This window comes from Xanthomonas sp. CFBP 8152 (assembly GCF_014199025.1).
Lineage (GTDB): Bacteria > Pseudomonadota > Gammaproteobacteria > Xanthomonadales > Xanthomonadaceae > Xanthomonas > Xanthomonas arboricola_B.
The window spans coordinates 289,996-316,296 of the sequence record NZ_JACHNO010000002.1 but is presented as its reverse complement, the minus strand read 5'-3'; the positions used below and the strand labels follow the sequence as shown (position 1 = coordinate 316,296).

Genomic DNA, 26,301 nt, shown 5'->3' with positions numbered 1-26,301 from the left:
GTCGCTTATATCCGAGAACAGGTGAAAAAACATCCCGCCAAGCAACCGCAGCCATGCAACGATCTTGCGATTCCCGATTCCCGATTCCCGATTCCCGATTCCCGATTCCCGATTCCTCAGGCCGCAACCGCCTTGGGGCCGGTCGCCGGCTGGTCCAGCGTGAACAGACTAGCCGGCAACTCCTTGAATAACTGCGCCAGTTGCTCCAGGAACGCGGTCATGGCCGAGCTGCGGCGCCAGGCCATGGCGATACGGCGGCTGGGCTGCTTGTCTTCGCGGAAGCGGATCAGGCGAATGTTTTCCGAGCGGGCGACCGGCGGCTTTACCGCCAGCAGCGGCAGCAAGGTCACGCCGACGTTGGCAGCCACCATCTGGCGCAGCGTCTCCAGGCTGGTGGCCTGGAATTCGGATTTTTCCAGCGCACCGGCAAGATGGCAGACATCCAGCGCCTGTTCGCGCAGGCAGTGGCCATCTTCCAGCAGCAACAGCCGCTGCTCGGACAGATCGTCCAGCGTCATGCTGTCATAGCGCGACAGCGGATGGCCTTCCGGAACGGCCAGCACGAAGGGTTCTTCGAACAGGAATTCGGCATGCAGCTGCTCATCCTGCAACGGCAGCGCGAGCAGCGCCGCATCCAGGCGGCCTTCGCGCAGCTGGTGCACCAGCTGATCGCTTTTTTCCTCGATCAGCAGCAGTTCCAGACGCGGAAATCGCTCGCGGATCCGCGGCACCACATGCGGCAACAGATACGGCGCCAGGGTGGGAAAGATGCCCAGCCGCACGGTGCCCGCTTCCGGATCCTGGCTGCGCCGCGCCGCTTCCTTCATCTGTTCCACTTCGGCCACGATGCCGCGTGCGCGCATCGCTGCCTCGCGGCCGGCCGGGGTCAGCATCACCTTGCGCGGCGCACGTTCCACCAGCGGCACGCCGAGCTCGTCTTCGAGTTTCTTGATCTGGGTGGACAGCGTCGGTTGACTGACGAAGCACGCCGTCGCAGCACGGCCGAAATGCTTGTGGTCGGCCAGGGCGACCAGGTATTTCAGGTCACGCAGGTTCATGTGCAGCAGCCCTCATTGCAATGACGGGGGTACGACTGGAGCTTAGCGCCCGGGCTGGCCGGGCGCTGGCTTGCGTGCGCTTATGCTGCCTGGGCGACGTTGTCGGCGCTGACCGGTGCACTGGAGCGGATCAGGTAATCGAACGCGCTCAACGCAGCCTTGGAACCTTCGCCCATCGCGATCACGATCTGCTTGTACGGCACCGTGGTGGCGTCGCCGGCAGCGAACACGCCCGGAACATTGGTCTGGCCGCGGTCGTCGACGATGATCTCGCCGCGCGGCGACAACGCAACCGAGCCCTTGAGGAATTCGGTGTTGGGCAGCAGGCCGATCTGCACGAACACGCCTTCCAGATCCACGTGCTGGATGTCGCCGCCGGTGCGGTCCCTGTAGACCAGGCCGGTGACCTTCTGGCCATCGCCAAGCACTTCGGTGGTCTGCGCGCTGGTGATGATGCGCACGTTGTGCAGGCTGCGCAGCTTGCGTTGCAGCACTTCGTCGGCGCGCAGCTTGTCGTCGAATTCCACCAGCGTGACATGCGCCACGATACCGGCCAGATCGATCGCGGCCTCGACGCCCGAATTGCCGCCGCCGATCACCGCCACGCGCTTGCCCTTGAACAGCGGGCCGTCGCAATGCGGGCAGTAGGCCACGCCCTTGTTCTTGTACTGGTCTTCGCCCGGCACGTTCATCTGCCTCCAGCGCGCGCCGGTGGACAGGATCACGGTCTTGCTCTTGAGCGAGGCGCCGTTGGCCAGCTTGATCTCGATCAGGCCATCGGCACCGGCCGGAACCAGCTGCTCGGCGCGCTGCAGGTTCATGATGTCCACGTCGTACTGGCGCACATGCTGCTCGAGCGCGGCGGCCATCTTCGGGCCTTCGGTTTCCGGCACCGAGATGAAGTTTTCGATCGACATGGTGTCCAGCACCTGGCCACCGAAGCGCTCGGCGGCCACGCCGGTGCGGATGCCCTTGCGTGCGGCGTAGACGGCCGCTGCCGAGCCGGCCGGGCCACCGCCGACCACCAGCACATCGAAGGCGTCCTTGGCCGCGATCTTGGCGGCGTCGCGCTTTGCGGCATTGGTGTCGAGCTTGGCGACGATCTGCTCCAGCGTCATGCGGCCCTGGTCGAACAGCTCGCCGTTCAAGTAGACGGTAGGCACCGACATGATCTGGCGGGCTTCGACCTCGTCCTGGAACCACGCGCCGTCGATGGCCACGTGCTTGATGCGCGGGTTGAGCACAGCGGCAAGATTCAGCGCCTGCACCACGTCCGGGCAGTTCTGGCACGACAGCGAGAAATAGGTTTCGAACTGGTAGTCGCCATCCAGGTGCTGCACCTGCTCGATCAGCTCGGCGGCGGCCTTGGACGGGTGGCCGCCCACCTGCAGCAGCGCCAGCACCAGCGAGGTGAACTCGTGGCCCATCGGCAGGCCGGCAAAGCGCAGCGAGATGTCCTGGCCCGGCGTGGTCAGCGCGAACGAGGGCTTGCGCTGGTTGTCGTCGCGGTGGATGTCCAGGCTGATCTTGTCCGACAGCAGCACCAGATCCTCGAGCAGGTCGAGCATTTCGCGCGAGCCGGCGCTTTCGTCGATCGAGGCATTGATCTGGATCGGACGGGTAACCCGTTCCAGGTAGGCGGTCAGCTGGGTCTTGAGGTTGGCATCCAACATGGAGAACTCCTGGGAATGGGCAAGGGGAGGGCGTGGCGTCGCTGCGCTGAGGCAGGTCGCCGGGGAGGAGGGGATGAACCGCAGCCGGCGCGATGTCGGGAATGCGTGCTGGCGATGGCTGGCGGGCAGCCCGGCACCGGCTCCGGTTCACCCCCGGCCCAGTGCTGGGCCGGAGATGCTCCGGCCTCAACCACAGGCCGGAGGTGTCAGTCGGTTTAGATCTTGCCGACCAGGTCCAGCGACGGAGCCAGGGTCTTGGCGCCTTCCTTCCACTTGGCCGGGCACACCTGGCCAGGGTTGTTGGCGACGAACTGGGCAGCGGTCAGCTTGCGCAGCGTCTCGGTGACGTCGCGGGCGATCGCGTTGTCGTGGATCTCGAGGGTCTTGATCACGCCGTCCGGATTGATGATGAAGGTGCCGCGCAGGGCCAGGCCTTCTTCTTCGATGTGCACGCCGAATGCGCGGGTCAGCTTATGGGTCGGGTCGCCGATCAGCGGGAACTGCGCCTTGCCCACGGCCGGCGAGGTTTCGTGCCACACCTTGTGCGAGAAGTGCGTATCGGTGGTGACGATGTAGACCTCGGCGCCTGCCTTCTGGAACGCGGCATAGTTGTCGGCGGCGTCTTCCACTTCGGTCGGGCAGTTGAAGGTGAAGGCGGCCGGCATGAAGATCAGCACCGACCACTTGCCCTTCAGGCTGGCCTCGGTGACTTCGATGAAGTTGCCGTTGTGGTACGCATTCGCCTTGAACGGCTGGACCTGAGTGTTGATAAGAGACATTGAGTTTCCTCGTGCGATGAAGGGGGCGGGGGATGGAACAGTCGCCATGGTAGGTAGGATCGATAGATTTCTCAAATCGATTGATGGAATTGTATAGATAGGCTGTGGCTATCGAATTTGCAGACGGCGTCTGCCGCTGCAGGGGCCGATTCCATCTCCGATAATGGTCAGCCGATGTTGCGCATGAGTGAATGATCCGTATGAGTGAGGACCCAGCCGGTCTTGCCGCCGAGCAGCTGCTGCGGCGTGCGGTCGAGCGGATCGTGCGCAGTGATGCCGAGCCGCTGCTGCTGCACGCGCTGGGCCGCGACCGCGCCTGGCTGTTCGCGCATGGCCGCGATCCGGTCGAGCCGTCTGTCGCGCAGGCATTCGCGGCATTGGTGCAGCGGCGCCAGGCCGGCGAACCGGTGGCCTACCTGACCGGTACGCGGGGGTTCTGGACGCTGGATCTGGCGGTCTCCACCGCCACGCTGATCCCGCGCGCCGACACCGAGGTGCTGGTCGAGCTGGCACTTGAGCGACTGGATGCCCGGCCAGGCCGCCGCGTTGCCGATCTGGGTACCGGCAGCGGCGCGATCGCGCTGGCCATCGCCAGCGAACGGCCGCAGGCACAGGTGATCGCCACCGATGCCAGCGCGGCGGCGCTGGCGGTTGCCCGGCGCAATGCCGACAGCCACCGCTTGCGCAATGTCGAATGCCGGCAGGGCAACTGGTTCGCGCCGCTGGCCGGCGAACGCTTCGACCTGATCGCCAGCAACCCGCCGTATATCGCCGCGCAGGATCCGCACCTGGGCGAAGGCGACCTGCGCTACGAGCCGGCCAGTGCGCTGGCTTCCGGCCCCGATGGCCTGGACGACATCCGTCTGATCGTCGCCGATGCGCCTGCGCATCTGCTGCCGGGCGGCTGGCTGCTGCTCGAACACGGCTGGGACCAGGGCGCGGCGGTGGCCGGGCTGCTGCAGGCGCGTGGCTTCGATGCGGTAGCCACGCATCAGGACCTGGAGCAGCGTGACCGGGTGACGTCGGGGCGCTGGTCGCCCGCTGCGAGCTAGCGCGGCGGGCCACGGAGCGGTCGCCAGGTGGAGGGGGACGGCGCGCTCGGAGCTGAAACAGGACATGCCGCTTCCGGGCACCGACCGCGCCCGTCCGGCGCTGCGTGCAGGAGCCTGGCTCCGTCGCTCCACTCCCTCGCGCTTCGCCGTGCCCCCGCCCTGGCTCGATCGCATGGGGCGCCCGCGTGTGCAGACCGGGTGCCGATACACTAGCGGTTTCCCGCAGGACCGACGCATGCGCACGCTCTATCCCGAGATCACGCCGTACGACCACGGCACCCTCCAGGTCGACGACCGCCACACCCTGTATTTCGAGCAGTGCGGCAATCCGCAGGGCAAGCCGGTGGTGATGCTGCACGGCGGCCCCGGTGGCGGTTGCAACGACAAGATGCGGCGTTTCCACGACCCGGCCAAGTACTGCATCGTGCTGGTCGATCAGCGCGGCGCAGGCCGTTCCACCCCGCATGCCGATCTGGTGAACAACACCACCTGGGATCTGGTCGCCGATATCGAGCGCCTGCGCGAACACCTGGGCATCGCGCGCTGGCAGGTGTTCGGCGGCAGCTGGGGTTCGACATTGGCGCTGGCCTACGCGCAGACCCATCCGCAGCAGGTCACCGAGCTGGTGCTGCGCGGCATCTTCCTGCTGCGCCGTTTCGAACTGGAGTGGTTCTATCAGCAAGGCGCCAGCCGGCTGTTTCCTGACGCCTGGGAGCATTACGTCAACGCGATTCCGGTGGTGGAACGCGCCGATCTGATCTCCGCCTTCCACCGTCGCCTTACCAGCGACGACGAAGCCACCCGTCTGGCCGCAGCCAAGGCATGGAGCGTGTGGGAAGGTGCCACCAGCTTCCTGCATGTGGACGCCGATTTCGTCACCGGGCATGAAGACGCGCACTTCGCGCTGGCGTTTGCGCGCATCGAGAATCATTACTTCGTCAACGGCGGTTTCTTCGAAGTCGAAGACCAGCTGCTGCGCGACGCGCACCGCATCGCCGACATCCCCGGCGTGATCGTGCACGGTCGCTACGACGTGGTGTGCCCGTTGCAAAGCGCCTGGGACCTGCACAAGGTTTGGCCGAAGGCGCAGTTGCAGATCAGCGCGGCGTCCGGCCATTCCGGATTCGAGCCGGAAAATGTCGATGCGCTGGTGCGCGCGACCGACGGGTTTGCCTGAGCGACGACGTCCGGCGCAGCCGGGTCATGCGCAGGCATGACCTGTCGGAGCATGCCTGCGCGCGATGAGGCGTTACCGATGACGCCTCATCGCGCGCAGGCACGCTCCGACGCTGGCTTCAGGTGTTTTAACGCGGCAGCAGCGCGTCTGCCAGCGGCGGCAGGATGCGTGCCAGGCGCTGCGCCCACGCCTGTTGCCCGGCCGCATCGGCAATCAGGTCCTGGCGCAGTTCCAGCTCCACATGCAGCAGCCCGCGGCCTTCGCCGTAGACCGGAATCGCATAGTCGCTGGTGTCGCTGACCGCATAGGGCTGGTTGTCGCCGACCACCAGATCCGGCTCGTTGCGCAAGGCCTGCAGCAGGCGGTGCGCCAGCCGCGTGTCGCGGTTGTACAGCACGCCGGCATGCCAGGGCCGCGCGTTGCCGGCCATGATCGGCGTGAAGCTGTGCATCGACACCAGCACGGTCGGTTGCCTGCGCTGTGCGCGTGCATCCAGTTCTGCCGCAATGCGCGCGTGGTACGGCGCGAAGATCGCATCGATGCGCTGCTGCCGATCGGCCGCCGATAGCTGCTGGTTGCCGGGAATCGAGGTGCCGTCGCTGACCTCGGGCATCAGCGTGGCCGAACCATGCGGACGATTGCAGTCGATCACCAGGCGCGAATAGGTCTGCGCGATGGCGACCGCATCCAGCGCATCGGCCAGCAAGCGGGTGACCTCGGCAATGCCGATATCCCAGCCGATGTGGCGGTCCAGCTCCTGCTGCGGCAGGCCGAGATTGGCCAGCCGCGCTGGCACGCGTTGACCGGCGTGGTCGGCGATCAACAGCCATGGCGAGGCGGCCTGTGGGCTGTGCACGCTGAACGGTGCGGGATCGTCGGTGCCCAGCAGGCGGGCAGCGGTCGCTTCACCCACGCGCGGTGCCGTCCAGCGCGTGATCGACCAGATACAGCCCGGCCCACAGCTTGGGGTCCATCTGATAACCCTCGGCCATCTTCTGCACCAGCCAGGCGCCGACCTGTGCGCGCGGGATTTCGTGCACGGTGATGTCTTCGCTGGCATCGCCGCCGCCTGCGCCGACCTTGCGCAGGCCGGTGGCGCGCACGAAGGCGATCTTCTCGCTGCTGGCGCCGGCCGAGGTGGGGCCGATCATCAGCACTTCGGCATGTTCGGCGCTCCAGCCGGTTTCTTCTTCCAGCTCGCGAATGGCCGACAGCTCGATCGACTCGTCGGCGTGCACGTCGCCGACCAGGCCGGCCGGCATCTCGATGGTGCGTGCCTGCAGCGGCACGCGGAACTGTTCGACGAACAGCATCGCATCGTCCGGGGTCACCGCCACGATGATCGCGGCCAGGCCGCCGGCATGCACACGTTCGGAATACTCCCAGGTGCCACGCACGACCATGCGCTGGTACTTGCCTTCGTAAACCACGGTGGGCGGGGTGTCGTGTCGGTTCATGGATGCAGACCTTGTTCCAGGGAAACGGGAGTGCGCGGTACCTGCGCGCCGCTGCACGCGGCCAGTAGCCGGCGCCGGGTGAGCGGGCCGAAGCGCAGGCTCTCGCATAATCCTGCCAGCATGTCCGCATCGGCTTGCGCGCGCGTGAAACCGGCAGCGGTCAGCGCCAGCGGCGCGTCTAGTGCGATGGTGGTGAGCTGACGCCACAACAGTGCGTGTTCGCGTTGCTCGCGCAGGCGCGCGGCCATCTGCGCCGCGCCGCGCAGGCGCAGGAACGGGATTTCGTCGATGCGTTCCAGCAAGGCATCCAGGCTGCCGAAATGCGCCAGCAGGACTGCCGCCGATTTGGCGCCGATGCCGGTGACGCCGGGGATGTTGTCGATCGCATCGCCGCACAGCGCCAGGTAGTCGGCGATCTGATGGGCATGCACGCCGTGGCGCGCCTTGACCCCGTCCATGCCCCAGCGCAGGTTGCGCGCGTAATCCCACTGCTCGTCGTGCTCGAGCAGCAGCTGCGACAGATCCTTGTCGGCCGACACGATCACCCCGCGCAGGCCGTGCGCACGCACGCTGTGCAAGGCGCTGCCGATCAGATCGTCGGCCTCGTAATCGCGGTGCGCCAGCACGCTCAGGCCCAACGCTGCGCACAGTGCCTTGCAATGCGCGAACTGGCGCCGCAACGCATCCGGTGCCGGGGTGCGATTGCCCTTGTAGGCCGGGTAGATCGCATGCCGAAAACAACTGTCCAGCGCCTCGTCGAAGGCAATGGTGATGTGCTGGGGATCCTCGCGTTCGAGCAGGTCGAGCAGGAAGCGCGCAAAGCCGTGCACCGCATTGGTCGGCCAGCCTTGCGCATCCTGGAATTCGTCCGGGATCGAATGCCAGGCGCGGAACACGTACAGGCTGGCATCGACCAGATAGAGCGGGATCGGGCGATTGATCGCCGGTGGTGCGCCTGCAAGCGGAGGGGTATGCGTGGTCACGGTGTCCAGTCGCGCAGCAGCGCACGCGGATCCGGGCGCTCGCGCTCGGGCACCTGCAGGCGCGGGGTGCCGATATGGATGAAACCGGCGATGCGCTCGTTCTGCTCCAGGCCCAGATAGCCGGTCACCGCCGGGTCGTAGGCCATCCATGCGGTCAGCCACTGCGCGCCGAAGCCATGCGCCTGCGCGGCCTGCAGCAGCGCAAAGCACACGCAGCCGGCGGTGAGCAGCTGTTCCTGCTCGGGCACCTTGTGCCCGGGGCGCAGCGCGGCGATCACCACGATCACCAGTGGCGCATCGTTGAAACGGTTGCGGTCTTTTTCGACCGCTGCGGGCGGCGCCAGCGGGTCGGCGGCCAGGCTGCGCTCGGCCAGGAAATCGCCCAGTGCCTGGCGTGCATCGCCGTTGATGCGCAGGAAGCGGAACGGCACCAGCTTGCCGTGGTCCGGCACGCGCACGGCCGAAGCGAGCATGCGCAGCAGGGTGTCTTCATCCGGGCCGGGCTCGCCCAGCTGTTTGGAGGGGACCGAGCGGCGCGCGTCCAGCGCCTGGAGCGAATACGGTGTGTGCATAATTCCGGGTCAAGGCGAGGATGCGGGCAATTATAGACAGGCCCTTCCCAACGCCCGCCGCATCATGGCCAGTGGGCCGATGCCGGCCCGGCCGTGAAATCCCTTCCGTGTTCGTCCTGCGTGCTCCCCGATGACCCAGTTCGTTTCCACCCCTATGCTTCCCAGCCACAATCCGCACCTGCTCGATCAGGTGCGCGAGATCGTGCTGGTGCCGCTGGCCGATGCATTTGTCGAATTCCAGGATGCACTGGCCGAGGCGCTGTTCCGGCTGGCGGCCGATGCCGGCGCAGCCCAGAACGACTTCCTGGAGGCCATCCAGGCGGTGCGGCAGCAGCGCGAGCCGATCACCGCACGTTTTCGCGGGCACCTGGCCAAGGCCTGGCAGGGGCTGGAATCCGGGCGGCCGTTGTCGGCCGATCGCAGCCTGGGACGCGGCGCGGCCGGGCTGACCCTGCTGCCCGAGCAGGATCTGGAGGTGCGCCTGGCGGTGCGCAATCTGGCTGGCGCGCTGCAGCACCAGTGGCGACCGGAGCTGATGCGGCTCAATCGCTATCTCGGCTTCATTGCCGGCGGGCTGCGTATCGACGGCGACAGCAATCCGTTTGGGCCGGACCATCTGGGCGTGGCCTTGTACGACGCCTTTCAGGGCGTGACGCTGGCGCCAAAGGTGCATCTGGCGGTGATCAAGGTCTGCGAGCAGCACCTGATGGAACGCGTCGGTCAACGCTACGGCGCGCTGGAGCAGGCGCTGGTGCAGGTGGCGCGATTGCGTGATTTGCCGCAGCCGCGCAGCCGGCGGCACGGCATTCCTCGGCAGGACGAAGGCGCAGGTGAGCAGGCCGCCGAGACGCCGGACTGGATTGCGCGCTTCTTCGCCGATTGGTCGGGTGGGCAGGGTGCGTTGGTCGGCGTCGAGGCGATCGACGTGCATGTGCGCAGCGGCCGCGAGCTGTTGCCGCCTGGCCTTCACCACCTGCTGCAGCATGCACGTCGCCAGCGCGAACCCGAAGCCGATACGCCCGTCTCTGCAGAGCAACGCTTGCTATCGCCGCGTGAGGTGGTCTCGGCGCTGTCGCTGCTGCAGACCATGCCTGCAGCCGGTTTCGATGCCATCGACGGCACCGATCGGGGCCTGGCGCGTGGCTTGCGTCAGCAGGTCAGGCGCGCCGCCGCCGCGCTTGGCGTGGATCCGGCCACCACCTGCCTCAATCCCGACGACGAAGACGCGCTGGATCTGGTGGCCTTGTTGTTCGCCGCGATCCTGATGCAGAGCCATCTGTCCGATGCGCAGCGCAGCCTTGTCGGCCAGTTGCTGGTGCCGATGGCTAAGCTGGCGATGCTGGACGGCCACCTGTTCGTGCGCGAAAGCCATCCGGCGCGCCGCCTGCTCAACCTGTTGGTCGACGCCTGCGATGGCAATGGTGGCGAAACCGCGGCAGAGCAGGCCTTGCTCGGCCAGGTGCAGGCGGTGATCGACACGGTCGTGCGCGATTTCGACGAGCATCCGGGGCTGTTTCTGGCGCTGGAAGCCGAATTTGGCGCCAGCTACGAGCACTATCAGCGCCGGGTGGAAATCGCCGAGCGCCGCGCCAACGAATTGCAGCGCGCAGAAGAACGCCGCGAACGCGCGCGCAGCACCGCCGCGCAGGCGCTGGCCGAACGCCTGGCGCGCGGGCCGCTGCCGCCGTTGGTCGAGCATTTTCTCGTTCGTGTCTGGCAGCCGTATGTGCAACAGGCGGCATTGCGTAGCGACGGCGCCGGCCCGGCGTTGGAGGCGGCCGTGGCAATGGGCGATGTGGTGCTGGCGCAACTGGCTGCTGCGCCTGGCGACGCTGCGCTGGAGGCGCAACGTGCGCAGCTGTTGCAGGCCTTTACGCTGGCCGGGCTGGCGCAACGCGACGCCGAGCTGGCTCTGAAGGAACTGCAGCGCGCGCTGGTGCCCATGCCATCGCTACCTGCGGCGGGACCGCCCGATCCAGCTCCGCTTGCGCCGACCTTGGCCGCGCTGCGCCTGAGCCCCGGTCCGGCCGATCCGGTCGGCGAGCCGCTGACCCCGATGCTGGATGCCACCGCGCAGGTGGAATTTGATCGCGTCACCGCCGATTTCTTCCGTGGCATGGCGATCGGCACCTGCCTGGAGTTCATCGACCGGCACGGCCGCGTGCAGGCCGGCAAGCTGTCCTGGATCAGCCCCATTTCCGGGCGGTTGATGTTCGTCAACCGGCGTGGTGGGCGGCTGTGCGTGTCCTCGCCGGAGGAACTGGCAATGATGGTGTGGCTGGACCGCCTGCGCCTGCATCGCGACGACGACGCGTTCTACAGCGCGATGCAGGACGTGGTCGATGCGCTGGACCGGCCGCCTAAGCTGAAGGCTTAACCCCCGCAGGCGGTGAACGCGCTTTGGCAAGCGCCAGCGCAGCGATGCAAGCTAGGATGTCGGCTGACACGCAAACCTTGGCGGTCACGACTAAAGTGCAAATTGCGTCACATTTAACGAACAAGCGAAACGCCTACCATGCGCTGGCGGAATGTGGGGCCGCGTCTGTTTCTTTTCGTTTGGATATTTTCACGCCTGCAGGGGCGGGGAGCCTTTGCGCATGACTTTTCAGCCCAGTCCGTCGGGACATCCGGGCCGTGACCAACGCTTGCTCGAACAGGCATACGCCGTGTTCGTGCCCGCGCTCGCGCAGGTTTTTGCAGCTGCAGTCGCACACTTCGACGATGTGCTGTTCGATCGCGCCGAATCCGCGGGCGCATCCCAATTGCTGTTTCTCGATGGTATGCGCGAGTTGCGCCGCAAGCGCGACGAAGTGTCCACGCGGTTCCGCCAGCAGCTGGACGACGGCTGGCAGGCGCTGCTGCTGGGCGAGCCTTTGTCGGCCGAAGTGGTCCTGGCAGGCGACATTGGCACCGGCCCGCTGAGTCTGGTGCCCGAACACGTGCTCGAATCGCGGCTGGCGGTGCGCAATCTGGCCACCGTGCTGCTGCGTGACTTCAAGCAGGTGCTGGCGCGGGTGGATCGCCGCCTGGGCTGGATCGCCGGCGGCCTGGAGTTGGTGGCCGACACCAATCCGCTCGGTCCGGAACATCTGGGCGTGGCGATCCACGAAGCCTTCGCCACCTGCGACCTGGCGCCGGAAGTGCGCCTGGTGCTGATCAAGCTGTGCGAGCGCGACCTGGCCGAGCCGATCGGCAAGTTGTATGCGCGTCTGGACGAGACGCTGGCCAAGGCCGGCGTCATGCCCGAAATCTCCCAGCCCAAGCGCCCGCCGCCGCGCGTGCAGCCACGTGGCGACACCGCCGAAGAGCGCGCGCAGGCCGAGGCGCAGGGCGCGGTTGCCGAGATCGGCGGCGACGACCAGAACGACCAGTACGCACCGGCCTGGGCCAATCGCTTTCTGGACCGCTGGGCGCATAGCCGTGGCCGCATGCAGGCCGCAGCCCAACGTGACCATGCCGGCGGCGCTGCCGGTGGCATGGACGGGGATGAGGGCGGTCATCCCGGCGGCAGCCAGGGCATGTTGTTGGAAGCACTGCACGAACTGCTGCAGCAGACCCGCAGTGTGCGCGACAACACTGCCTCTGCCGCATCGGTGGCAGTGGGCCAGCAACGCCCGCTGAGCCAGCGCGAGATGATGTCGGTGCTGTCGCTGCTGCAGGCCACGCCGAGCGCGACGCTGCAGGCGGCCATCGGCGACGACACCGAATCGCTTGCCCAGCGGCTGAAGAACGAGGTGCTGTCCAGCGCCACACGGCTGGGCGTGGACCCGGCGACCGCGCGTCTGGACCCGATGGACGAGGATGCGATCGATCTGGTCGGCATGCTGTTCGACGTGATGCTGGACGAACGCGATCTGGAAAACCGGTCGCGCGAAATGATCGGCCGGCTGGTGGTGCCCTTCGTCAAGGTCGCGCTGCTGGATCGCAAGATGTTCGTGCAGAAGACCCATCCCGCGCGGCGCCTGCTCAATTCGCTGGCCGAGGCCTGCGAGGGCAACAACGGCGACACCGCTGCCGAGCGCGTGCTGATGGGCAAGGTCGAGGAAATCGTCGACCGCCTGGTGGCCGAATTCAACGAGAACCTGGCGATCTTCCTGACCCTGGAAGAGGAATTCCGCGATTTCCTGTCGCAGCACCGGCGTCGGGTGGAAATCGCCGAGCGGCGCGCCACCGAAACCCAACGCGGTCAGGAGAAGCTCGAACTGGCACGCAGCCGCGCGCTGTCGGAGCTGGAACAGCGCACGCAAGCGGGGGCGCCGCTGCCCAAGGCCGTGGAGGATTTCCTGCGTCAGCCGTGGCTGCACCATCTGACCATGGCGATCCTGCGCGACGGCGACGAAGGTCCCGGCACCGTCGAGGCATTGGCCCTGGCCGATGGCGTGCTCGAGGAACTGGCCGAGGCGCGCCGCCATATCGTCGGCAAGCCGTGGCTGCAGGTCTGGCAGCCGGCCTTGCACCGCGTGTTCGCCAGTGTCGGCCTGCATGGCGATGCGGTGGTGGTGGCGATCGGTGCGCTGCACGACACCCTGCAGGCGATCGCCGAGGCGCGTCCCGAGCTGGAAAAGGCCTTGCCGGAACTGCCCCAGGTCAACCTGCCGCCACCGGCTGCCGAAAGCGTCAGCGTGGTGCTGGGTGCCGAGGCGGTGGCGCAGAGCATCGACAGCGCCGATGCCGAGCGTTTCCGCGCGATGGGTATCGGCACCTGGCTGGATTTTGTCGACAAGGACGGCAAGGTGCAGGCGGGTAAGCTGTCCTGGGTGAGCCCGATCTCGCAGCGGTTGCTATTCGTCAATCGCCGCGGCGTGCGCTTCTGCGTCGCCTCGCCGGAGGAACTGGCGGTGATGGTGCGTCTGGGCCGGCTGCGCGAGCACATCAACGACGGCGCCTTCGACAGCGCCATGCAGGGCGTCATCGACCGCCTGGACCCGCTGCACAACAGCACCGTGCACTAGCGGGTGACGCGCGATGCGCTCGACGCATCGCCTTACGGTCAGGCGCGCACCTGGCCGATAAGAACCCAGCGCTGCCGCGATGACCGAGCCAGCCCCTGCTCAGCCCTGGCCCGGGCTGGTCGAAGGCCGCCACCGCATCGCCCCAGGCATGCACCGCAGTATCGATGCCATCGATGCTTGGGCTGTCTCGGCCAGCAGTGTCGCCTTGCCATCGACCACCGCACCGAAGCGGTGGCGCTGATGCCGCCCCTAGCAGTTGCTCGCTCCCGATGCTGCCGGCCGGAGCGTGACTGCCGCACGCTCTGCTAGCATCGCCCCGACCAAAGGCGCGCGAGCGGAGCAATGCATGGCTGTGCAGGTGCTGGTGCTGAAAGAACACGCGGCAGGCGAGCGCCGTGTCGCCGCCACGCCGGAAACGGTCAAGAAACTGGTCGCGCTCGGCGCCAGCGTGTGGATCGAGCCTGGCGCCGGCTGCGCCAGCAGCATGGCCGACGCAGCGTATCTTCAGGCCGGGGCGCGGCTCGCCACGGCAGACACCCTGGGCCAGGCCGAGGTGCTGCTGAGCGTGCAGGCACCGCCCACCGAGGTGCTGCAGCAGTGTAAGCCCCGCGCGGTGCTGATCGGCATGCTGGCGCCGGACGCCGACCCGGCACGTGCGCAGGCGATTGCCACCGGGGAGCTGGTCGCGTTCCCGCTGGAGCGCCTGCCACGCACTACGCGTGCGCAATCGATGGACGTATTGAGTTCGCAGGCCGGCATGGCCGGCTACAAGGCCGTGCTGATCGCCGCGCAACTGACGCCGCGCTTTTTTCCGATGCTGACCACCGCCGCCGGCACCATGCGCCCGTGCAAGGTGCTGGTGATCGGTGCGGGCGTGGCCGGGCTGCAGGCGATCGCCACCGCCAAGCGGCTGGGCGCGCAGGTCGAAGGCTTCGACGTACGCCCGGAAACGCGCGAGCAGATCGCCTCGCTGGGTGCGCGTTTTCTGGATCTGGGCGTGAGCGCGGCCGGCGAGGGCGGTTATGCGCGCCAGCTCAGCGACGACGAACGCGCCGAACAGCAACACCGGCTGGCCGAGCATCTCAAAAGCGTTGACGTGGTGGTCTGCACCGCCGCCGTGCCCGGCCGGCCGGCGCCCAAGATCCTGAGCACGGAGATGCTGCACGGCATGCGCGCCGGCAGCGTGATCGTCGATCTGGCCGCCGAAACCGGCGGCAATTGCGCCGCCACCCGGCCAGGCGACACCTACGAGCGCGACGGCGTGGTGATTGCCGGACCGCTCAATCTGGCCAGCCAGGGCGCGATACACGCCAGCGAAATGTTCGCGCGCAATGTCTACGCGTTCGCCGCGTTGTTGATCAAGGATGGCGCGCTGGCGTTCGACTGGGACGACGAACTGCTGGCCAAGACGCGCTGGTCGGCGCCAGCGACTGCGTAGCCCCGCCGAGCCCATGCGCCTTGCGCGTTTGCGTTTCCGGATAGGAGCACATTGGCGCGCGATGGCGCTTTATCGGTAATGCTCCGTCGCGCGCCAGCGCGCTCCTACGGTGGCCGCGCGCGACCGGGATGCACCCGTGCGATGGCGTGCCGCACCCGCCGCGGTGGCGCTGCCGTCAATCGTCGGTTGACGGATGCTCGCGCAACCAGGTGTTGCGCTCGGCCGGGCTCATCTTCTGCCAGCGTTGCTGCAGCTCATTGCGTTGTTGCTGGTTGAGCGTGCGCATGCGTTCGAACAAGGCCTTCGCCTCGCGGCGTTGCGCCGGATTCATGTTGCGGAAGCGGTCCATGCCGGCCTTGGCCTGTTTGCGTTGCTCCGGGGTCATGTCCAGCCAGCGGCGCGCGTGGCGATACGTGCGCGGGCGTTCTTCCGGCACATCGTTCCAGCGCTGGTGCAGCGCATCGATCAGCACCTGCTGTTGCTGCTGGGTGAGCTTGTCCCACTCGGGCATCGGCGTGTCTGCCTCGCGCGGGCCGGGACCTCGCGGACCGGGGCCATCCGGCGGCGGTCCCGGCGGTTCCGGGGGATGGGCCTGGGCCAGCAAGGAGGCGCAGGGTGCAGCGCACAGCAGCAGAGTCAACAACAGGCGGGTGGTGCGGGTCATCGTGCTTATTCCATGGCCAGGGCGGTGTCGGACCCCAGCCAGACGTACAGGTCCGGATTCTGGGTCAGCATGTCGTCGGTATCGGTGGTGGTGCCGGCGACCGCTTGGGTCGGGGCGGGGCCGGGCGCGGTGCGCTCGCCCGGCCGCAGTTGCAGGCCGATGCCGATCGCCAGCAGCCCGGAACACGCGGTCGCCAGCAGCCAGTAGCCGCGTCGGGCGCGTGTGGGAGCGGTCGCGTGACGGGCCTGGCGCAGGCGCGCCAAGGTCTGCGGCGGCAGGCTGGTGAGTGCGGTGGCATGCAGGTGGCGCAGATGCGCGTCCAGCTGGGCCGGGTCGTGGGAGCGGTTCACAGCAAATCCTCGAACTGTTTCTGCAACGCGTCGCGTGCACGCGACAGGTGGGTTTTGACCGAGCCTTCCGAGCAGCCCATCGCCTTGGCGGTGGTGGCCACGTCCAGGTCTTCCAGCACCCGCAGCGTGAACGCTTCGCGCTGGCGCGCCGGCAGTCCGCGCAGGGCCTGGACCAGTCGTTGGTAGGCCTGTTGATGCTGTTGTTCGTCCACCGGGCCCGTGCCGGGGTCGGCCCAGTCGATGGTGCCTTCATCGTCGGCGCGTTCGGCCGGCGCCCAGAACTTCAGGCGGAAGCTGCGCCGGCGCTGCAGGTCGATGATGCGGCTGCGCAGGATGCTCCAGAACAGCGGCGTCCATTCGGCGGCCGGGCGCTCGCGGTAGCCGAGCAGCTTCACCATGGCGTCCTGCACGGCGTCCAGCGCATCTTCGCGGTGACGCAGGCCGGCCTCGGCAAACCGGAACGCACGCGGGCCGATGCCGGCCAGGAAGGCGTCCAGCGAAACCGGCGCGGTGGCGGCGGGTGCGGCAGGTTGCGGATCGAAAGGGGTTCCCACCAGCACAGCGTAGCTTCCGCAGAGACGATACGACGTCAACGGCCGAGTGCCGATTCGGTTGACACGCGTCCGGGCACGCACGGCGTGGGTATGATCGGCGGGCCGCACCGGCCAGTGGAGCGAAAGACCATGAGCGACGGGTTCGTAGCGCTGTACATCTTCATGCTGGCGGCCATCGCCGGCCACGTGATCATTTCGCGGGTGCCGGCGATCCTGCATACCCCGCTGATGTCCGGTTCCAACTTCATCCACGGCATCGTGCTGATCGGCGCAATGGTGGTGCTGGGGCACGCCGATACCACGCTGGAAAAAGCGCTGGGATTCGTTGCGGTGATGCTGGGTGCGGGCAATGCGGCCGGGGGTTACGTGGTGACCGAGCGGATGCTGGACATGTTCAAGTCCAGCAAGAAGCCACCGGGCGGAGACGCGCCATGAACGTGTCCACCGCCGCATTGCTGGCGTGGCTGGTCAAGTCCAGCTATCTGGTCGCGGCGACCCTGTTCCTGCTCGGGTTGCAACGCATGGCGTCGCCGTTGACCGCGCGCAGCGGCATCCGTTGGGCCGGGCTGGGCATGCTGATCGCCACGGTGGCGACATTCTTCCTGCCCGAGCTGCATAACGTGCCGCTGATCCTGGCCGCGCTGGCGATCGGCACCGGGGTGGCGTGGTGGTCGGCCAGGAAGGTCGCCATCACCGACATGCCGCAGATGGTGGCCTTGTACAACGGCATGGGCGGCGGCTCGGCGGCGGCGATCGGGGCGGTGGAGTTGCTGCGCTTTGCCTTCTTCGCCAACCGCGACACCACCCACTGGAGCGCCCAGGCGATCGCCGAACTGGCGGCGCGGCAGCCGGACACCACCACGGTGGTGCTGGCGGTGGTCGGTTCGGCGATCGGCGCAGTGTCGTTGTCCGGGTCGATCGTGGCCTGGGCCAAGCTGGATGGCCGGCTCGACCGTCGGGTGACCTTTGCGGGCCAGCAAGCCTTCAATCTGCTGGTGGCACTGGCGGTGCTGGCGCTCGGTATCTGGGCGGCCAGCAGCCTTCAGCCGCTGGCGATCATCGCCTTCTTCGTGGTGGCGCTGGCGCTGGGCGTGTTGATGACGCTGCCGATCGGCGGCGCCGACATGCCGGTGGTGATCTCGCTGTACAACGCATTCACCGGCCTGGCGGTGGCTTTCGAAGGCTATGTACTGGGCAACGAGGCGCTGATCATCGCCGGCATGATGGTCGGCGCCGCCGGCATCCTGCTGACGCGCCTGATGGCCAAGGCGATGAACCGGCCGATCAGCGGGGTGCTGTTTTCCAACTTCGGCGGCGGCGGGCAGGCACAGCAGATCGCCGGGGCGCAGAAGCCGATCGAGGCCGGCGACGTGGCGGCGATGATGGCGTTCGCCGAGCGGGTGGTGATCGTGCCCGGCTACGGCATGGCGGTGGCACAGGCGCAGCACAAGATCTGGGAGCTGGCGCAGCGGCTGATCGCGCGCGGGGTCAAGGTGAAGTTCGCGATCCACCCGGTTGCCGGGCGCATGCCCGGGCACATGAACGTGCTGCTGGCCGAGGCCGGCGTGCCCTACGACCTGATCGCCGACATGGACGACATCAATCCCGAGTTCGCCAGCACCGACGTGTCGCTGGTGATCGGCGCCAACGACGTGGTCAACCCGGTGGCCAGGACCGACCCGGCCAGCCCGATCTACGGCATGCCGATCCTGGACGTGGTCAATTCGAAGAACACGGTAGTGATCAAGCGCGGCAAGGGCACCGGCTTTGCCGGCATCGAGAATGCGCTGTTCTACGCCGACAACACCCGCATGCTGTACGGCGATGGCGCAGAAGCGGCCGGCGCGCTGGTCAGCGAGCTGAAGGCGCTGGACGGGGGCGGGCATTGAGGCGTCGTGCGAGCGAGTTAGCAGATTAACTTGTGAAGCCACTTGATCGAGGGCGGTGTGCTCGCTGCCAGTTCCACAGCTGAGCCGCAGATCGGCTGCTTCACGAGTGTTCTATCCGCACTATCCGGCCAGTCTTAGCAGCCAGCCCGAGACAAGCCAACGAGCTTTCGAGTCGCAGCGGTGCTTAGTGACAGTCAAAACGCGGTGAGTCGAGTGCGCGGTGCCCTCACCGCTCGCGGGACACGCCGTGCATCCGTCCGTGGAAGCTCGGTGGCGGCATCCATGCCGCCAAGGGTCCCGCAACCGGTGAGGACACCGCACCAGGCAGCCAAGTCGCGGAGTTCCCCGGATATCGCTGCGTCAGGAAAATAAAGCGCTAGCGCTAGGTAGGGAGCCGCGTGACTTGAGCTGTGCAGACGAAGCATCAGCTTCAACACAATGCCTACTGATAGCCGTTGCGAACACGTCCGACTCAGCGTGCCGCCCACCACGCCAGGACCAGTGCGGCGGCATAGCACAGCAGGTCGAAGCCGTTGTTGGCCAGTTGCAGCAGGGTCCAGGCCAGCCCGGTGCCCATCTTCTGCGCCGAGGTCCACGGGTCCAGGCCCAGTGCGCCACCCAGCTGCGCCGAGGCGATGCCCCAGTTGGCGCCGACGATGATCAGCGCGGTCGCCACGACCGCGATACCGATGCGCAACGGGCCGGCGCCCAGCGTGCCCAGGCGCAGCATCCAGACGATTTCCAGGGCCACCAGCACCGCCATCCAGCCGGCCTGGTTGCCCAGGGCAAGCGCGATGAGCATCCAGGCGATCAGGGCGGTGACGCATCCCAGCAGCAGGAGCGGGGGCCAGAGCCAGTGCGCGGTTCTGGCGGACGCGGTGGTGGGCGGCATTGGAGCTCCTGACAGTGCGCACATGATAAGGCGCGCCGTGTTTTGCGTGGTGATGGACGCGCCGATGGAATGCAGCGTCGTCGCTGGCTCCATCCGCAACGGCAGTGACATTGCCGTGGTCGGCTAGAATGGCGGACTTGCGCGCATCCGCCGCGGCCCCATATCCAGCCCATGTACTCCCGTAGCAGCGAACCCGTCCAGTTCGAACGCGATTGCGATGCCGTCATGGTGCCGCAGGGCGATTCGGTGACCCTGCCCGCAGGCAGTTATGGCTATATCACCCAGGCGCTGGGTGGCAGCTATACCGTCTTTGTCGAGGGCAACCTGTTCCGCATTGCCGGCAAGGATGGCGATGCGATCGGCAAGGAGGCACCGCCGGGGCTGGAACTGCCCGCCAATGCCAGCGACGAAGAGGTGGAGGCACTGGTGTGGCAGCAACTGCGCACCTGCTTCGACCCGGAGATCCCGTTCAACATCGTCGATCTGGGCCTGGTCTACGAGGCGGTGGTCAGCCATCGCGAGGAAGACGACCAGCGCCGGGTGGACGTCAAGATGACCCTCACCGCGCCCGGTTGCGGCATGGGCGAGATCCTGGTCGACGACGTGCGCAGCAAGGTGGAGATGATCCCGACCATTGCCGAAGCCGACGTCGAGCTGGTTTTCGACCCGCCGTGGGGCCGGCATATGATGTCCGAAGCGGCCCGTCTCGAGACCGGCATGCTCTGATCGTCAGGCGCCATGTCCAACAGGTGGCGCCGCGTCCTTCCGCCCGCCATACAGGAATCTTCCGGTGTCCGTGTCCTTCGCTTCCACCCGTTCCCCGTCGCCGCGCAGTGCCGACGAGCTGTCCGTGATCCTGGCCGCACCCGGCTTCGGGCTGCATTTCACCGACCATATGGTCGCCATTTCCTGGACCAACGAGCTCGGTTGGCACGACGCGCAGGTACGTGCGTACGGCCCGCTGCAGCTGGATCCGGCCGCCTCGGTGCTGCATTACGGCCAGGAAATCTTCGAGGGCATCAAGGCCTACCGGCATGCCGACGGCTCGATCTGGACCTTTCGCCCGCAAGCCAATGGCGAGCGGCTGCAGCGCTCGGCGCGCCGGCTGGCGTTGCCTGAACTGCCGGTGGACCTGTTCGTCGAATCGCTGCGCCAGCTGGTGGCAGTGGACGCGAGCTGGGTGCCGTCGGCGCCGGAAACCAGCCTGTATTTCCGCCCGTTCATGATCGCCGACGAGGCGTTCCTGGGCGTGCGTGCGGCGCACAAGGCCTCGTACTACGTCATCGCAAGTCCCGCCGGCCCGTATTTCGCCAAGGGCGTGGCGCCGGTGTCGATCTGGTTGTCCACCGAATACGCACGTGCGGCCAAGGGCGGCACCGGTGCGGCCAAGTGCGGCGGCAACTACGCCGCCTCGCTGCTGCCGCAGCAGAAGGCCTATGCGCAGGGCTGCTCGCAGGTGCTGTTCCTGGACCCGGTGGAAGGCAAGTACATCGAAGAACTGGGCGGCATGAACGTGTTCCTGGTCTACAAGGACGGCACGCTGGTGACGCCGGAACTGTCCGGCAGCATCCTGGAAGGCATCACCCGCGACAGCATCCTGCAACTGGCCCGCGACCGCGGCATGCGGGTAGTCGAGCGCAAGGTCGCCATCGACGAGTGGAAGCAGGGCGTGGCGTCGGGCGAGATCAGCGAGGTGTTCGCCTGCGGCACCGCTGCCGTGGTCACCCCGATCGGCGAGCTGAAGGGCGATGGCTTTGCGGTCGGCGATCTCTCCGCCCCGGCCGGCGAGGTGACCATGTCGCTGCGCCAGGAGCTGACCGACATCCAGTACGGGCGTGTCCCGGACCGCCACGGTTGGCTGGTGCGTCTGTCCTGAGCCGACCCGTCGCGTCAAAACAGGCCTCTGCGCAATCGCGCAGAGGCTTTTTTTTGGCCGCAGCGCAGCAGGTGTGTGCCAATTCATGTCCGATAGTGTCGTCAACTGACTGAACGGTGCCGTACGGTGTCACAAAAATGATATTTCATTGAGCAAAAGTGCGAACTTGTTATTGTCCAGCCTGGTTGTAGTGCGGTAGGTTCGCTGAACGGATCGATAACAGGGGGTCGATCCGGGACGCTGGTGCTGACCTATGGAAGGCGGCACCGGTTACCACCGCTCCGGCGGTGCTCTTTGATCTAGAAGGGAATTCGATGTCGAACGAGTCTTTCCGCAAGTGCCCCGGTGCACTGACCATCCTGAGCGCAGCTGCGCTGACGTCGTTGTTGTTGGCAACCCCGGCCTTTGCCGGCGAGGTGTACCTGGATGGCCTGGCGACCGCTCAAACCCACCAGAAGTTCATCGTGACCTACAAGGACGGCAGCACCGCGCTGGCCAGTCCAACCGCGTTGAACACCTCGCTGCGCACCGCCGCGCGCGCTGTTCCGGCCAAGGCCGGCAAGGCGCTGGGCCTGAACTCGGTGCGCCGCCTGGCGCTGGGACCGGAGCTGGTCAAGACCGACCGTGCACTCGACCGTGCCGACGCCGAAACCCTGATGCGCCAGCTGGCCTCCGACCCCAACGTACAGAGCGTGGAAGTCGACCAGATCCTGCATGCCACACTGACCCCGAACGATACCCGCCTGTCCGAGCAATGGGCCTTCGGCACCACCAACGCCGGCCTCAATATCCGCCCGGCCTGGGACAAGGCCACCGGCGCCAATGTGGTGGTGGCGGTGATCGACACCGGCATCACCACCCATGCCGATCTCAACGCCAACATCCTGCCGGGTTACGACTTCATCAGCGATGCCACCACGGCGCGCGATGGCAACGGGCGCGACAGCAATCCTGCCGACGAAGGCGACTGGTACGCCGCCAATGAATGCGGCACCGGCATTCCCGCCTCCGATTCCAGCTGGCACGGCACCCATGTGGCCGGCACGGTGGCCGCGGTGACCAACAACACCACCGGCGTGGCGGGAACTGCCTACAACGCCAAGGTCGTGCCGGTGCGCGTGCTCGGCAAGTGCGGCGGTTCGCTGTCGGATATTGCCGACGCTATCGTCTGGTCTTCCGGCGGCAGTGTCAGCGGCGTGCCGGCCAACGCCAATCCGGCCGAGGTGATCAACATGTCGCTCGGCGGCGGCGGTACCTGCTCGACCACCATGCAGAACGCGATCAGCGGTGCGGTCTCGCGCGGCACCACGGTGGTGGTGGCGGCCGGCAACGATTCTGCCAACGTGTCCGGTTCGCTGCCGGCCAACTGCGCCAACGTGATCGCAGTGGCAGCCACCACCTCGGCCGGCGCCAAGGCCAGCTATTCCAACTTCGGCACCGGAATCGATGTGTCGGCACCGGGTTCGGGGATCCTGTCCACCCTCAACAGTGGCACCACCACCCCGGGCAGTGCCAGCTACGCGTCCTACAACGGCACCTCGATGGCGGCGCCGCATGTGGCCGGCGTGGTCGCGCTGGTGCAGTCGGTCGCGCCGAGCGCACTCACGCCGGCAGCCGTGGAAACCCTGTTGAAGAACACCGCGCGTGCGCTGCCGGGCGCCTGCTCGGGCGGCTGCGGCGCCGGCATCGTCAATGCCGATGCGGCGGTGACAGCCGCCATCAGTGGCAGCAATGGCGGCGGCGGTGGCGGCACCGGCAACACCCTGACCAACGGCACGCCGGTCACCGGACTGGGCGCGGCCACGGGTGCGGAACTGAACTACACCATCGCAGTGCCGGCCGGTAGCGGCACGCTGACCGTGGCGATCAGCGGCGGCAGCGGCGATGCAGACCTGTATGTGCGTGCCGGCAGTGCGCCGACCGACACCACCTACACCTGCCGTCCGTACCGCAGCGGCAATGCCGAGACCTGCAGCATCAGCGCGCCGTCGGGCACCTACTATGTGCGGGTCAAGGCATACAGCACGTTCTCCGGCGTGACCTTGCGCGCCAGCTACTGAGGCACATCGGCACTGCCTGGCCATGGCCGGGCGGTGCCGATCCGCTGCAGCAGATCCGCTTCACCCCATCAGCGACGTATCGCTCACGTCTGCCGCATTGGCGGGCGCCGGCGATGTGTTGCCGCTCGACCGGAACGGACATCGGTCAGTCGTCTCGCCGGGCGCCCGCGCCCGCGCACTGCCCGACCCGATCCGCAGCACGTGGAGCCGGTTCGGCCATCTCGCCGCAATTGCGGTACCTCTCAAATAAGGAACGATCGATGTCCAATGTGTCGCAACGACGTGCGCCCACGCGCGCGCTGGTGGTCCTGGGTGTGTCCGCGCTGACCTCGCTGCTGGCGGTGCCGGCGTTTGCCGGTCAGGTCAATCTTTCCGGGTTGGATTCGCAGCCCACCCTGGACCGCTTCATCGTCAAGTACCGGGACGGTTCCAGCGCCGCAGTGAGCCCGACCTCGATGCGCGCGTCGCTCAATTCGATCGCTACCGCCGTGCCGGCACGCGCCGGCCGTGCGCTGGGCCTGAATCACGTGCGTCGCACCGCGCTGGGTTCGGAAGTGCTCAAGACCGACCGTGGCCTGGACCGTGCCGAGGCCGAGACGCTGATGCGCCGGCTCGCCGCCGACCCGAGCGTGGAGTACGTGGAAGTCGATCAGATCATGTACCCGACGCTGACCCCCAACGACCCCCGTCTGTCCGAGCAGTGGGGCTTCGGCACCACCGCCTCGAGCATCAACGTGCGTCCGGCCTGGGACACCGCCACCGGTACTGGCGTAGTGGTGGCGGTGATCGACACCGGCATTACCAGCCACCCGGATCTCAACGCCAATGTGCTGCCGGGTTACGACTTCATCAGCGACGCGGCGCGGGCGCGTGACAACAATGGTCGCGACAACAATCCGGCCGACCAGGGCGACTGGCGCGCTGCCGACCAATGCGGCTCCGGTGTGCCAGCGGCCAACTCCAGCTGGCACGGCACCCATGTGGCCGGCACCATCGCTGCGGTCACCAACAACAGCATCGGCGTGGCCGGCACCGCGTTCAACGCGCGCATCGTACCGGTGCGTGCGCTGGGTCTGTGCGGCGGCACCACCTCCGACATTGCCGACGCGATCGTCTGGGCATCGGGCGGCACCGTCTCCGGCGTGCCGGCCAACGCCAATCCGGCCGAAGTGATCAACATGTCGCTGGGCGGCAGCGGCACCTGCTCGAGCACTTACCAGAACGCCATCAACGGCGCGGTGTCGCGCGGCACCACGGTGGTGGTGGCGGCCGGCAACAGCAATGCCAACGTGGCCAACTTCACCCCGGCCAGCTGCGCCAACGTGATCTCGGTGGCGTCGATCACCTCGGCCGGTGCGCGTTCGAGCTTCTCCAATTTCGGCAGCACCATCGACATCTCCGGGCCGGGCTCTGCGATCCTGTCCACGCTCAACAGCGGTACCACCACCCCGGGCAGCGCCAGCTACGCCTCCTATAACGGTACGTCGATGGCAGCCCCGCACGTGGCCGGCGTGGTGGCGCTGGTGCAGTCGGCCGCCAGCCGTCCGCTGACCCCGGCGGCGGTGGAAACACTGTTGAAGAACACCGCGCGTCCGCTACCCGGCGCCTGCTCGGGCGGCTGCGGCGCCGGCATCGTCAACGCGGCCGGTGCGGTCAGTCAGACCCCGTAAGGACCGCACGGTGCCAGTGGCCGAGCCGTTGGCACCGCGTCGGCGTGCGTGATGCAGTGCGGCTGCAGCGCACGCTCGACACCCCCGTTGCCCCGCCCACGCGGGGCAACGGCGTTCTGGAGGCAGGCGGCCGCCGGCAACAGCGATGTCGACGTCGCCCAGAGCGTGCCGGCCAATTGCCCGAACGTGATCGCGGTGGCGGCGACCACCTCGGTCGGGGCCAGGGCCGGCTTTTCCAACTTCGGCCCGGGCGTGGATATCGCCGCGCCCGGGCAGGCCATTCTGTCCACGCTCAACAGCGGCAGCACGGCGGCGGGTAGCCCCGGTTATGCGGTCTACAGCGGCACCTCGATGGCGGCGCCGCACGTGGCCGGCGTGGTGGCGCTGATGCAGTCGGTGGCGCTCGATCCGCTCAGTGCGGCCGGCGTCGACGCGATGCTCAAGAGCACTGCGCGTGCATTGCCGGTAGCCTGTCCGCAGGGCTGCGGGGCAGGGCTGGTCAACGCCGATGGTGCAGTGGCTGCAGTGATTGCCTCGACCACCCTGACCAGCAATGCGGCGCGCAACGGCCTGGCCACAGCGACCGGTGGCTCGCTGTATTACCAGGTCACTGTGCCCTCGGGCACGCGCAGCCTGCGGGTGATCGCAGCCGCAAGCACTAGGTACTTTGCGGATTTCCGAGTGCCGGCTGGCGCCAGCGCACACGCACGCGGCGCGATGTACCGCCGCGTCTAGTCGCAGACACCGCAGGGCCGCGCCTGCAATGCGGCAACGATGCCATCGCCCGGCAACTCCAGCAGCAGGCCGCGTTGCCCGGCGTTGATCCACAGCGACGGGACATCCAGTGCGCTGGCTTCGATCAGGACCGGCGCCTGGCGTTGTTGCCCGAGCGGGCTGATGCCGCCGACCTTGTAGCCGGTGCGGCGCTCGGCATCGGCCACCTCCATCATGCGCGCCGACTTGCCGTTGCAGGCACTGGCCAGCTTCTTCAGCGACACCCGGCGATCGCACGGGATCACCACGCACACCGCCTGGTCGTCGACCCAGGCCATCAGTGTTTTCAGCACCGTGTGCGGCGCCAGTCCCAAGGCGTTTGCCGCCTGCACGCCCTTCGCGTCCGCATCGGCCTGATAAGCGTAGGGGTGCAATACATAGGCCACGCCGGCGGCGTCCAATGCCCTGGTCGCGCGGGTGGCCTTGCTCAT

24 protein-coding genes are annotated in these 26,301 nt (G+C 67.3%); 12 read left to right on the top strand and 12 right to left on the bottom strand.

Annotated elements, in window-relative coordinates; all coding sequences use genetic code 11:
- Nucleotides 1-116: 116 nt before the first annotated feature.
- The 3 genes from FHT09_RS09060 to ahpC all read right to left on the bottom strand — a co-directional run bounded on the left by FHT09_RS09060 (nucleotide 117) and on the right by ahpC (nucleotide 3,510).
- On the bottom strand, nucleotides 117-1,058 hold the full coding sequence (locus FHT09_RS09060) for a LysR substrate-binding domain-containing protein (RefSeq protein ID WP_104604239.1): 942 nt from the start codon (nucleotides 1,056-1,058) through the stop codon (nucleotides 117-119).
- 80 nt (nucleotides 1,059-1,138) lie between these two features.
- On the bottom strand, nucleotides 1,139-2,731 hold the full coding sequence (ahpF, locus tag FHT09_RS09055) for an alkyl hydroperoxide reductase subunit F (protein ID WP_104604241.1): 1,593 nt from the start codon (nucleotides 2,729-2,731) through the stop codon (nucleotides 1,139-1,141).
- A 215-nt stretch (nucleotides 2,732-2,946) separates the two neighbouring features.
- A complete protein-coding gene (ahpC, locus tag FHT09_RS09050; protein WP_016900725.1) occupies nucleotides 2,947-3,510 on the bottom strand; it encodes an alkyl hydroperoxide reductase subunit C in 564 nt (187 codons plus the stop codon).
- A 200-nt stretch (nucleotides 3,511-3,710) separates the two neighbouring features.
- Here ahpC and prmC point away from each other — a divergent pair, with 200 nt between their 5' ends.
- Nucleotides 3,711-4,562, top strand: coding sequence for a peptide chain release factor N(5)-glutamine methyltransferase (prmC, locus tag FHT09_RS09045; RefSeq protein ID WP_104604243.1), 852 nt, complete (start codon nucleotides 3,711-3,713; stop codon nucleotides 4,560-4,562).
- A 235-nt stretch (nucleotides 4,563-4,797) separates the two neighbouring features.
- Entirely contained in the window at nucleotides 4,798-5,739 is a 942-nt protein-coding gene (pip, locus tag FHT09_RS09040) for a prolyl aminopeptidase (RefSeq protein ID WP_104604245.1), read from the top strand.
- A 127-nt stretch (nucleotides 5,740-5,866) separates the two neighbouring features.
- On the opposite strand, the gene FHT09_RS09035 is transcribed toward pip, so the two are convergent.
- The 4 genes from FHT09_RS09035 to FHT09_RS09020 are packed head-to-tail and all read right to left on the bottom strand — an operon-like array spanning nucleotide 5,867 to nucleotide 8,751.
- Entirely contained in the window at nucleotides 5,867-6,652 is a 786-nt protein-coding gene (locus FHT09_RS09035) for an N-formylglutamate amidohydrolase (protein ID WP_104538444.1), read from the bottom strand.
- Complete coding sequence (locus FHT09_RS09030; RefSeq protein ID WP_181141192.1) at nucleotides 6,645-7,196, bottom strand: NUDIX hydrolase; 552 nt, start codon at nucleotides 7,194-7,196, stop codon at nucleotides 6,645-6,647. Before FHT09_RS09030 ends, FHT09_RS09035 begins: the two co-directional genes overlap by 8 nt.
- Complete coding sequence (locus FHT09_RS09025) at nucleotides 7,193-8,179, bottom strand: 5'-3' exonuclease H3TH domain-containing protein (protein ID WP_104604249.1); 987 nt, start codon at nucleotides 8,177-8,179, stop codon at nucleotides 7,193-7,195. Before FHT09_RS09025 ends, FHT09_RS09030 begins: the two co-directional genes overlap by 4 nt.
- A complete protein-coding gene (locus tag FHT09_RS09020; protein WP_104604251.1) occupies nucleotides 8,176-8,751 on the bottom strand; it encodes a nitroreductase in 576 nt (191 codons plus the stop codon). Before FHT09_RS09020 ends, FHT09_RS09025 begins: the two co-directional genes overlap by 4 nt.
- A gap of 130 nt (nucleotides 8,752-8,881) precedes the next feature.
- On the opposite strand from FHT09_RS09020, the gene FHT09_RS09015 reads away from it, so the two are divergent.
- The 3 genes from FHT09_RS09015 to FHT09_RS09005 all read left to right on the top strand — a co-directional run bounded on the left by FHT09_RS09015 (nucleotide 8,882) and on the right by FHT09_RS09005 (nucleotide 15,141).
- Nucleotides 8,882-11,128 carry a DUF1631 domain-containing protein gene (locus FHT09_RS09015; RefSeq protein ID WP_104604253.1) on the top strand — a complete coding sequence of 749 codons (2,247 nt, stop codon included), beginning with the start codon at nucleotides 8,882-8,884 and terminating at the stop codon, nucleotides 11,126-11,128.
- Nucleotides 11,129-11,348: 220 nt separating this feature from the next.
- Nucleotides 11,349-13,703 carry a DUF1631 domain-containing protein gene (locus FHT09_RS09010; protein ID WP_104604255.1) on the top strand — a complete coding sequence of 785 codons (2,355 nt, stop codon included), beginning with the start codon at nucleotides 11,349-11,351 and terminating at the stop codon, nucleotides 13,701-13,703.
- 346 nt (nucleotides 13,704-14,049) lie between these two features.
- Nucleotides 14,050-15,141 (top strand): NAD(P) transhydrogenase subunit alpha, encoded by a 1,092-nt coding sequence (locus FHT09_RS09005; protein ID WP_104604257.1) that lies wholly within the window; start codon nucleotides 14,050-14,052, stop codon nucleotides 15,139-15,141.
- A gap of 175 nt (nucleotides 15,142-15,316) precedes the next feature.
- Here the strand turns inward: FHT09_RS09005 and FHT09_RS09000 are convergent, their stop codons facing one another.
- From FHT09_RS09000 to FHT09_RS08990, 3 genes are read right to left on the bottom strand one after another with little or no spacing between them, the layout of a single operon-like run.
- Nucleotides 15,317-15,805, bottom strand: a complete 489-nt coding sequence (locus FHT09_RS09000; protein ID WP_104604259.1) for a DUF3106 domain-containing protein — start codon at nucleotides 15,803-15,805, stop codon at nucleotides 15,317-15,319.
- A 5-nt stretch (nucleotides 15,806-15,810) separates the two neighbouring features.
- Nucleotides 15,811-16,155: a hypothetical protein gene (locus tag FHT09_RS08995; RefSeq protein ID WP_104604261.1), complete on the bottom strand. Its 345-nt coding sequence runs from the start codon at nucleotides 16,153-16,155 to the stop codon at nucleotides 15,811-15,813.
- Nucleotides 16,152-16,715: an RNA polymerase sigma factor gene (locus tag FHT09_RS08990; protein ID WP_104604263.1), complete on the bottom strand. Its 564-nt coding sequence runs from the start codon at nucleotides 16,713-16,715 to the stop codon at nucleotides 16,152-16,154. The genes FHT09_RS08995 and FHT09_RS08990 overlap by 4 nt, the downstream gene beginning before the upstream one ends.
- A 123-nt stretch (nucleotides 16,716-16,838) precedes the next feature.
- On the opposite strand from FHT09_RS08990, the gene FHT09_RS08985 reads away from it, so the two are divergent.
- Together FHT09_RS08985 and FHT09_RS08980 are read left to right on the top strand one after the other, a co-directional pair.
- Entirely contained in the window at nucleotides 16,839-17,144 is a 306-nt protein-coding gene (locus FHT09_RS08985; RefSeq protein ID WP_104604584.1) for an NAD(P) transhydrogenase subunit alpha, read from the top strand.
- The gene (locus FHT09_RS08980) at nucleotides 17,141-18,598 is read left to right on the top strand and encodes an NAD(P)(+) transhydrogenase (Re/Si-specific) subunit beta (protein ID WP_104604265.1); all 1,458 of its coding nucleotides are present in this window, start codon (nucleotides 17,141-17,143) and stop codon (nucleotides 18,596-18,598) included. The genes FHT09_RS08985 and FHT09_RS08980 overlap by 4 nt, the downstream gene beginning before the upstream one ends.
- A 472-nt stretch (nucleotides 18,599-19,070) precedes the next feature.
- Here FHT09_RS08980 and FHT09_RS08975 read toward each other — a convergent pair whose 3' ends face one another.
- A complete protein-coding gene (locus FHT09_RS08975) occupies nucleotides 19,071-19,490 on the bottom strand; it encodes a hypothetical protein (protein WP_024940819.1) in 420 nt (139 codons plus the stop codon).
- Between the two features lie 171 nt (nucleotides 19,491-19,661).
- On the opposite strand from FHT09_RS08975, the gene sufT reads away from it, so the two are divergent.
- The 5 genes from sufT to FHT09_RS08950 all read left to right on the top strand — a co-directional run bounded on the left by sufT (nucleotide 19,662) and on the right by FHT09_RS08950 (nucleotide 25,831).
- Nucleotides 19,662-20,216, top strand: a complete 555-nt coding sequence (gene sufT / locus FHT09_RS08970) for a putative Fe-S cluster assembly protein SufT (protein WP_017156958.1) — start codon at nucleotides 19,662-19,664, stop codon at nucleotides 20,214-20,216.
- Nucleotides 20,217-20,280: 64 nt separating this feature from the next.
- Complete coding sequence (locus FHT09_RS08965; protein WP_104604267.1) at nucleotides 20,281-21,366, top strand: branched-chain amino acid aminotransferase; 1,086 nt, start codon at nucleotides 20,281-20,283, stop codon at nucleotides 21,364-21,366.
- Nucleotides 21,367-21,680: 314 nt separating this feature from the next.
- Nucleotides 21,681-23,426: a S8 family peptidase gene (locus FHT09_RS08960; protein ID WP_104604269.1), complete on the top strand. Its 1,746-nt coding sequence runs from the start codon at nucleotides 21,681-21,683 to the stop codon at nucleotides 23,424-23,426.
- A gap of 260 nt (nucleotides 23,427-23,686) precedes the next feature.
- Complete coding sequence (locus FHT09_RS08955; RefSeq protein WP_104604271.1) at nucleotides 23,687-25,096, top strand: S8 family peptidase; 1,410 nt, start codon at nucleotides 23,687-23,689, stop codon at nucleotides 25,094-25,096.
- Between the two features lie 87 nt (nucleotides 25,097-25,183).
- Nucleotides 25,184-25,831 carry a S8 family serine peptidase gene (locus FHT09_RS08950; protein WP_166774937.1) on the top strand — a complete coding sequence of 216 codons (648 nt, stop codon included), beginning with the start codon at nucleotides 25,184-25,186 and terminating at the stop codon, nucleotides 25,829-25,831.
- Here the strand turns inward: FHT09_RS08950 and ybaK are convergent.
- A complete protein-coding gene (gene ybaK / locus FHT09_RS08945; protein ID WP_104604275.1) occupies nucleotides 25,828-26,301 on the bottom strand; it encodes a Cys-tRNA(Pro) deacylase in 474 nt (157 codons plus the stop codon). The genes FHT09_RS08950 and ybaK overlap by 4 nt on opposite strands.

What these genes read in the sequence shown, in the direction of transcription:
- FHT09_RS09060 (WP_104604239.1), bottom strand. Translation starts at nt 1,058, where the DNA reads ATGAACCTGCGTGACCTGAAATACCTGGTCGCCCTGGCCGACCACAAG.
- ahpF (WP_104604241.1), bottom strand. Translation starts at nt 2,731, where the DNA reads ATGTTGGATGCCAACCTCAAGACCCAGCTGACCGCCTACCTGGAACGG.
- ahpC (WP_016900725.1), bottom strand. Translation starts at nt 3,510, where the DNA reads ATGTCTCTTATCAACACTCAGGTCCAGCCGTTCAAGGCGAATGCGTAC.
- prmC (WP_104604243.1), top strand. Translation starts at nt 3,711, where the DNA reads ATGAGTGAGGACCCAGCCGGTCTTGCCGCCGAGCAGCTGCTGCGGCGT.
- pip (WP_104604245.1), top strand. Translation starts at nt 4,798, where the DNA reads ATGCGCACGCTCTATCCCGAGATCACGCCGTACGACCACGGCACCCTC.
- FHT09_RS09030 (WP_181141192.1), bottom strand. Translation starts at nt 7,196, where the DNA reads ATGAACCGACACGACACCCCGCCCACCGTGGTTTACGAAGGCAAGTAC.
- FHT09_RS09020 (WP_104604251.1), bottom strand. Translation starts at nt 8,751, where the DNA reads ATGCACACACCGTATTCGCTCCAGGCGCTGGACGCGCGCCGCTCGGTC.
- FHT09_RS09015 (WP_104604253.1), top strand. Translation starts at nt 8,882, where the DNA reads ATGACCCAGTTCGTTTCCACCCCTATGCTTCCCAGCCACAATCCGCAC.
- FHT09_RS09010 (WP_104604255.1), top strand. Translation starts at nt 11,349, where the DNA reads ATGACTTTTCAGCCCAGTCCGTCGGGACATCCGGGCCGTGACCAACGC.
- FHT09_RS09005 (WP_104604257.1), top strand. Translation starts at nt 14,050, where the DNA reads ATGGCTGTGCAGGTGCTGGTGCTGAAAGAACACGCGGCAGGCGAGCGC.
- FHT09_RS09000 (WP_104604259.1), bottom strand. Translation starts at nt 15,805, where the DNA reads ATGACCCGCACCACCCGCCTGTTGTTGACTCTGCTGCTGTGCGCTGCA.
- FHT09_RS08985 (WP_104604584.1), top strand. Translation starts at nt 16,839, where the DNA reads ATGAGCGACGGGTTCGTAGCGCTGTACATCTTCATGCTGGCGGCCATC.
- FHT09_RS08980 (WP_104604265.1), top strand. Translation starts at nt 17,141, where the DNA reads ATGAACGTGTCCACCGCCGCATTGCTGGCGTGGCTGGTCAAGTCCAGC.
- FHT09_RS08975 (WP_024940819.1), bottom strand. Translation starts at nt 19,490, where the DNA reads ATGCCGCCCACCACCGCGTCCGCCAGAACCGCGCACTGGCTCTGGCCC.
- sufT (WP_017156958.1), top strand. Translation starts at nt 19,662, where the DNA reads ATGTACTCCCGTAGCAGCGAACCCGTCCAGTTCGAACGCGATTGCGAT.
- FHT09_RS08960 (WP_104604269.1), top strand. Translation starts at nt 21,681, where the DNA reads ATGTCGAACGAGTCTTTCCGCAAGTGCCCCGGTGCACTGACCATCCTG.
- FHT09_RS08955 (WP_104604271.1), top strand. Translation starts at nt 23,687, where the DNA reads ATGTCCAATGTGTCGCAACGACGTGCGCCCACGCGCGCGCTGGTGGTC.
- ybaK (WP_104604275.1), bottom strand. Translation starts at nt 26,301, where the DNA reads ATGAGCAAGGCCACCCGCGCGACCAGGGCATTGGACGCCGCCGGCGTG.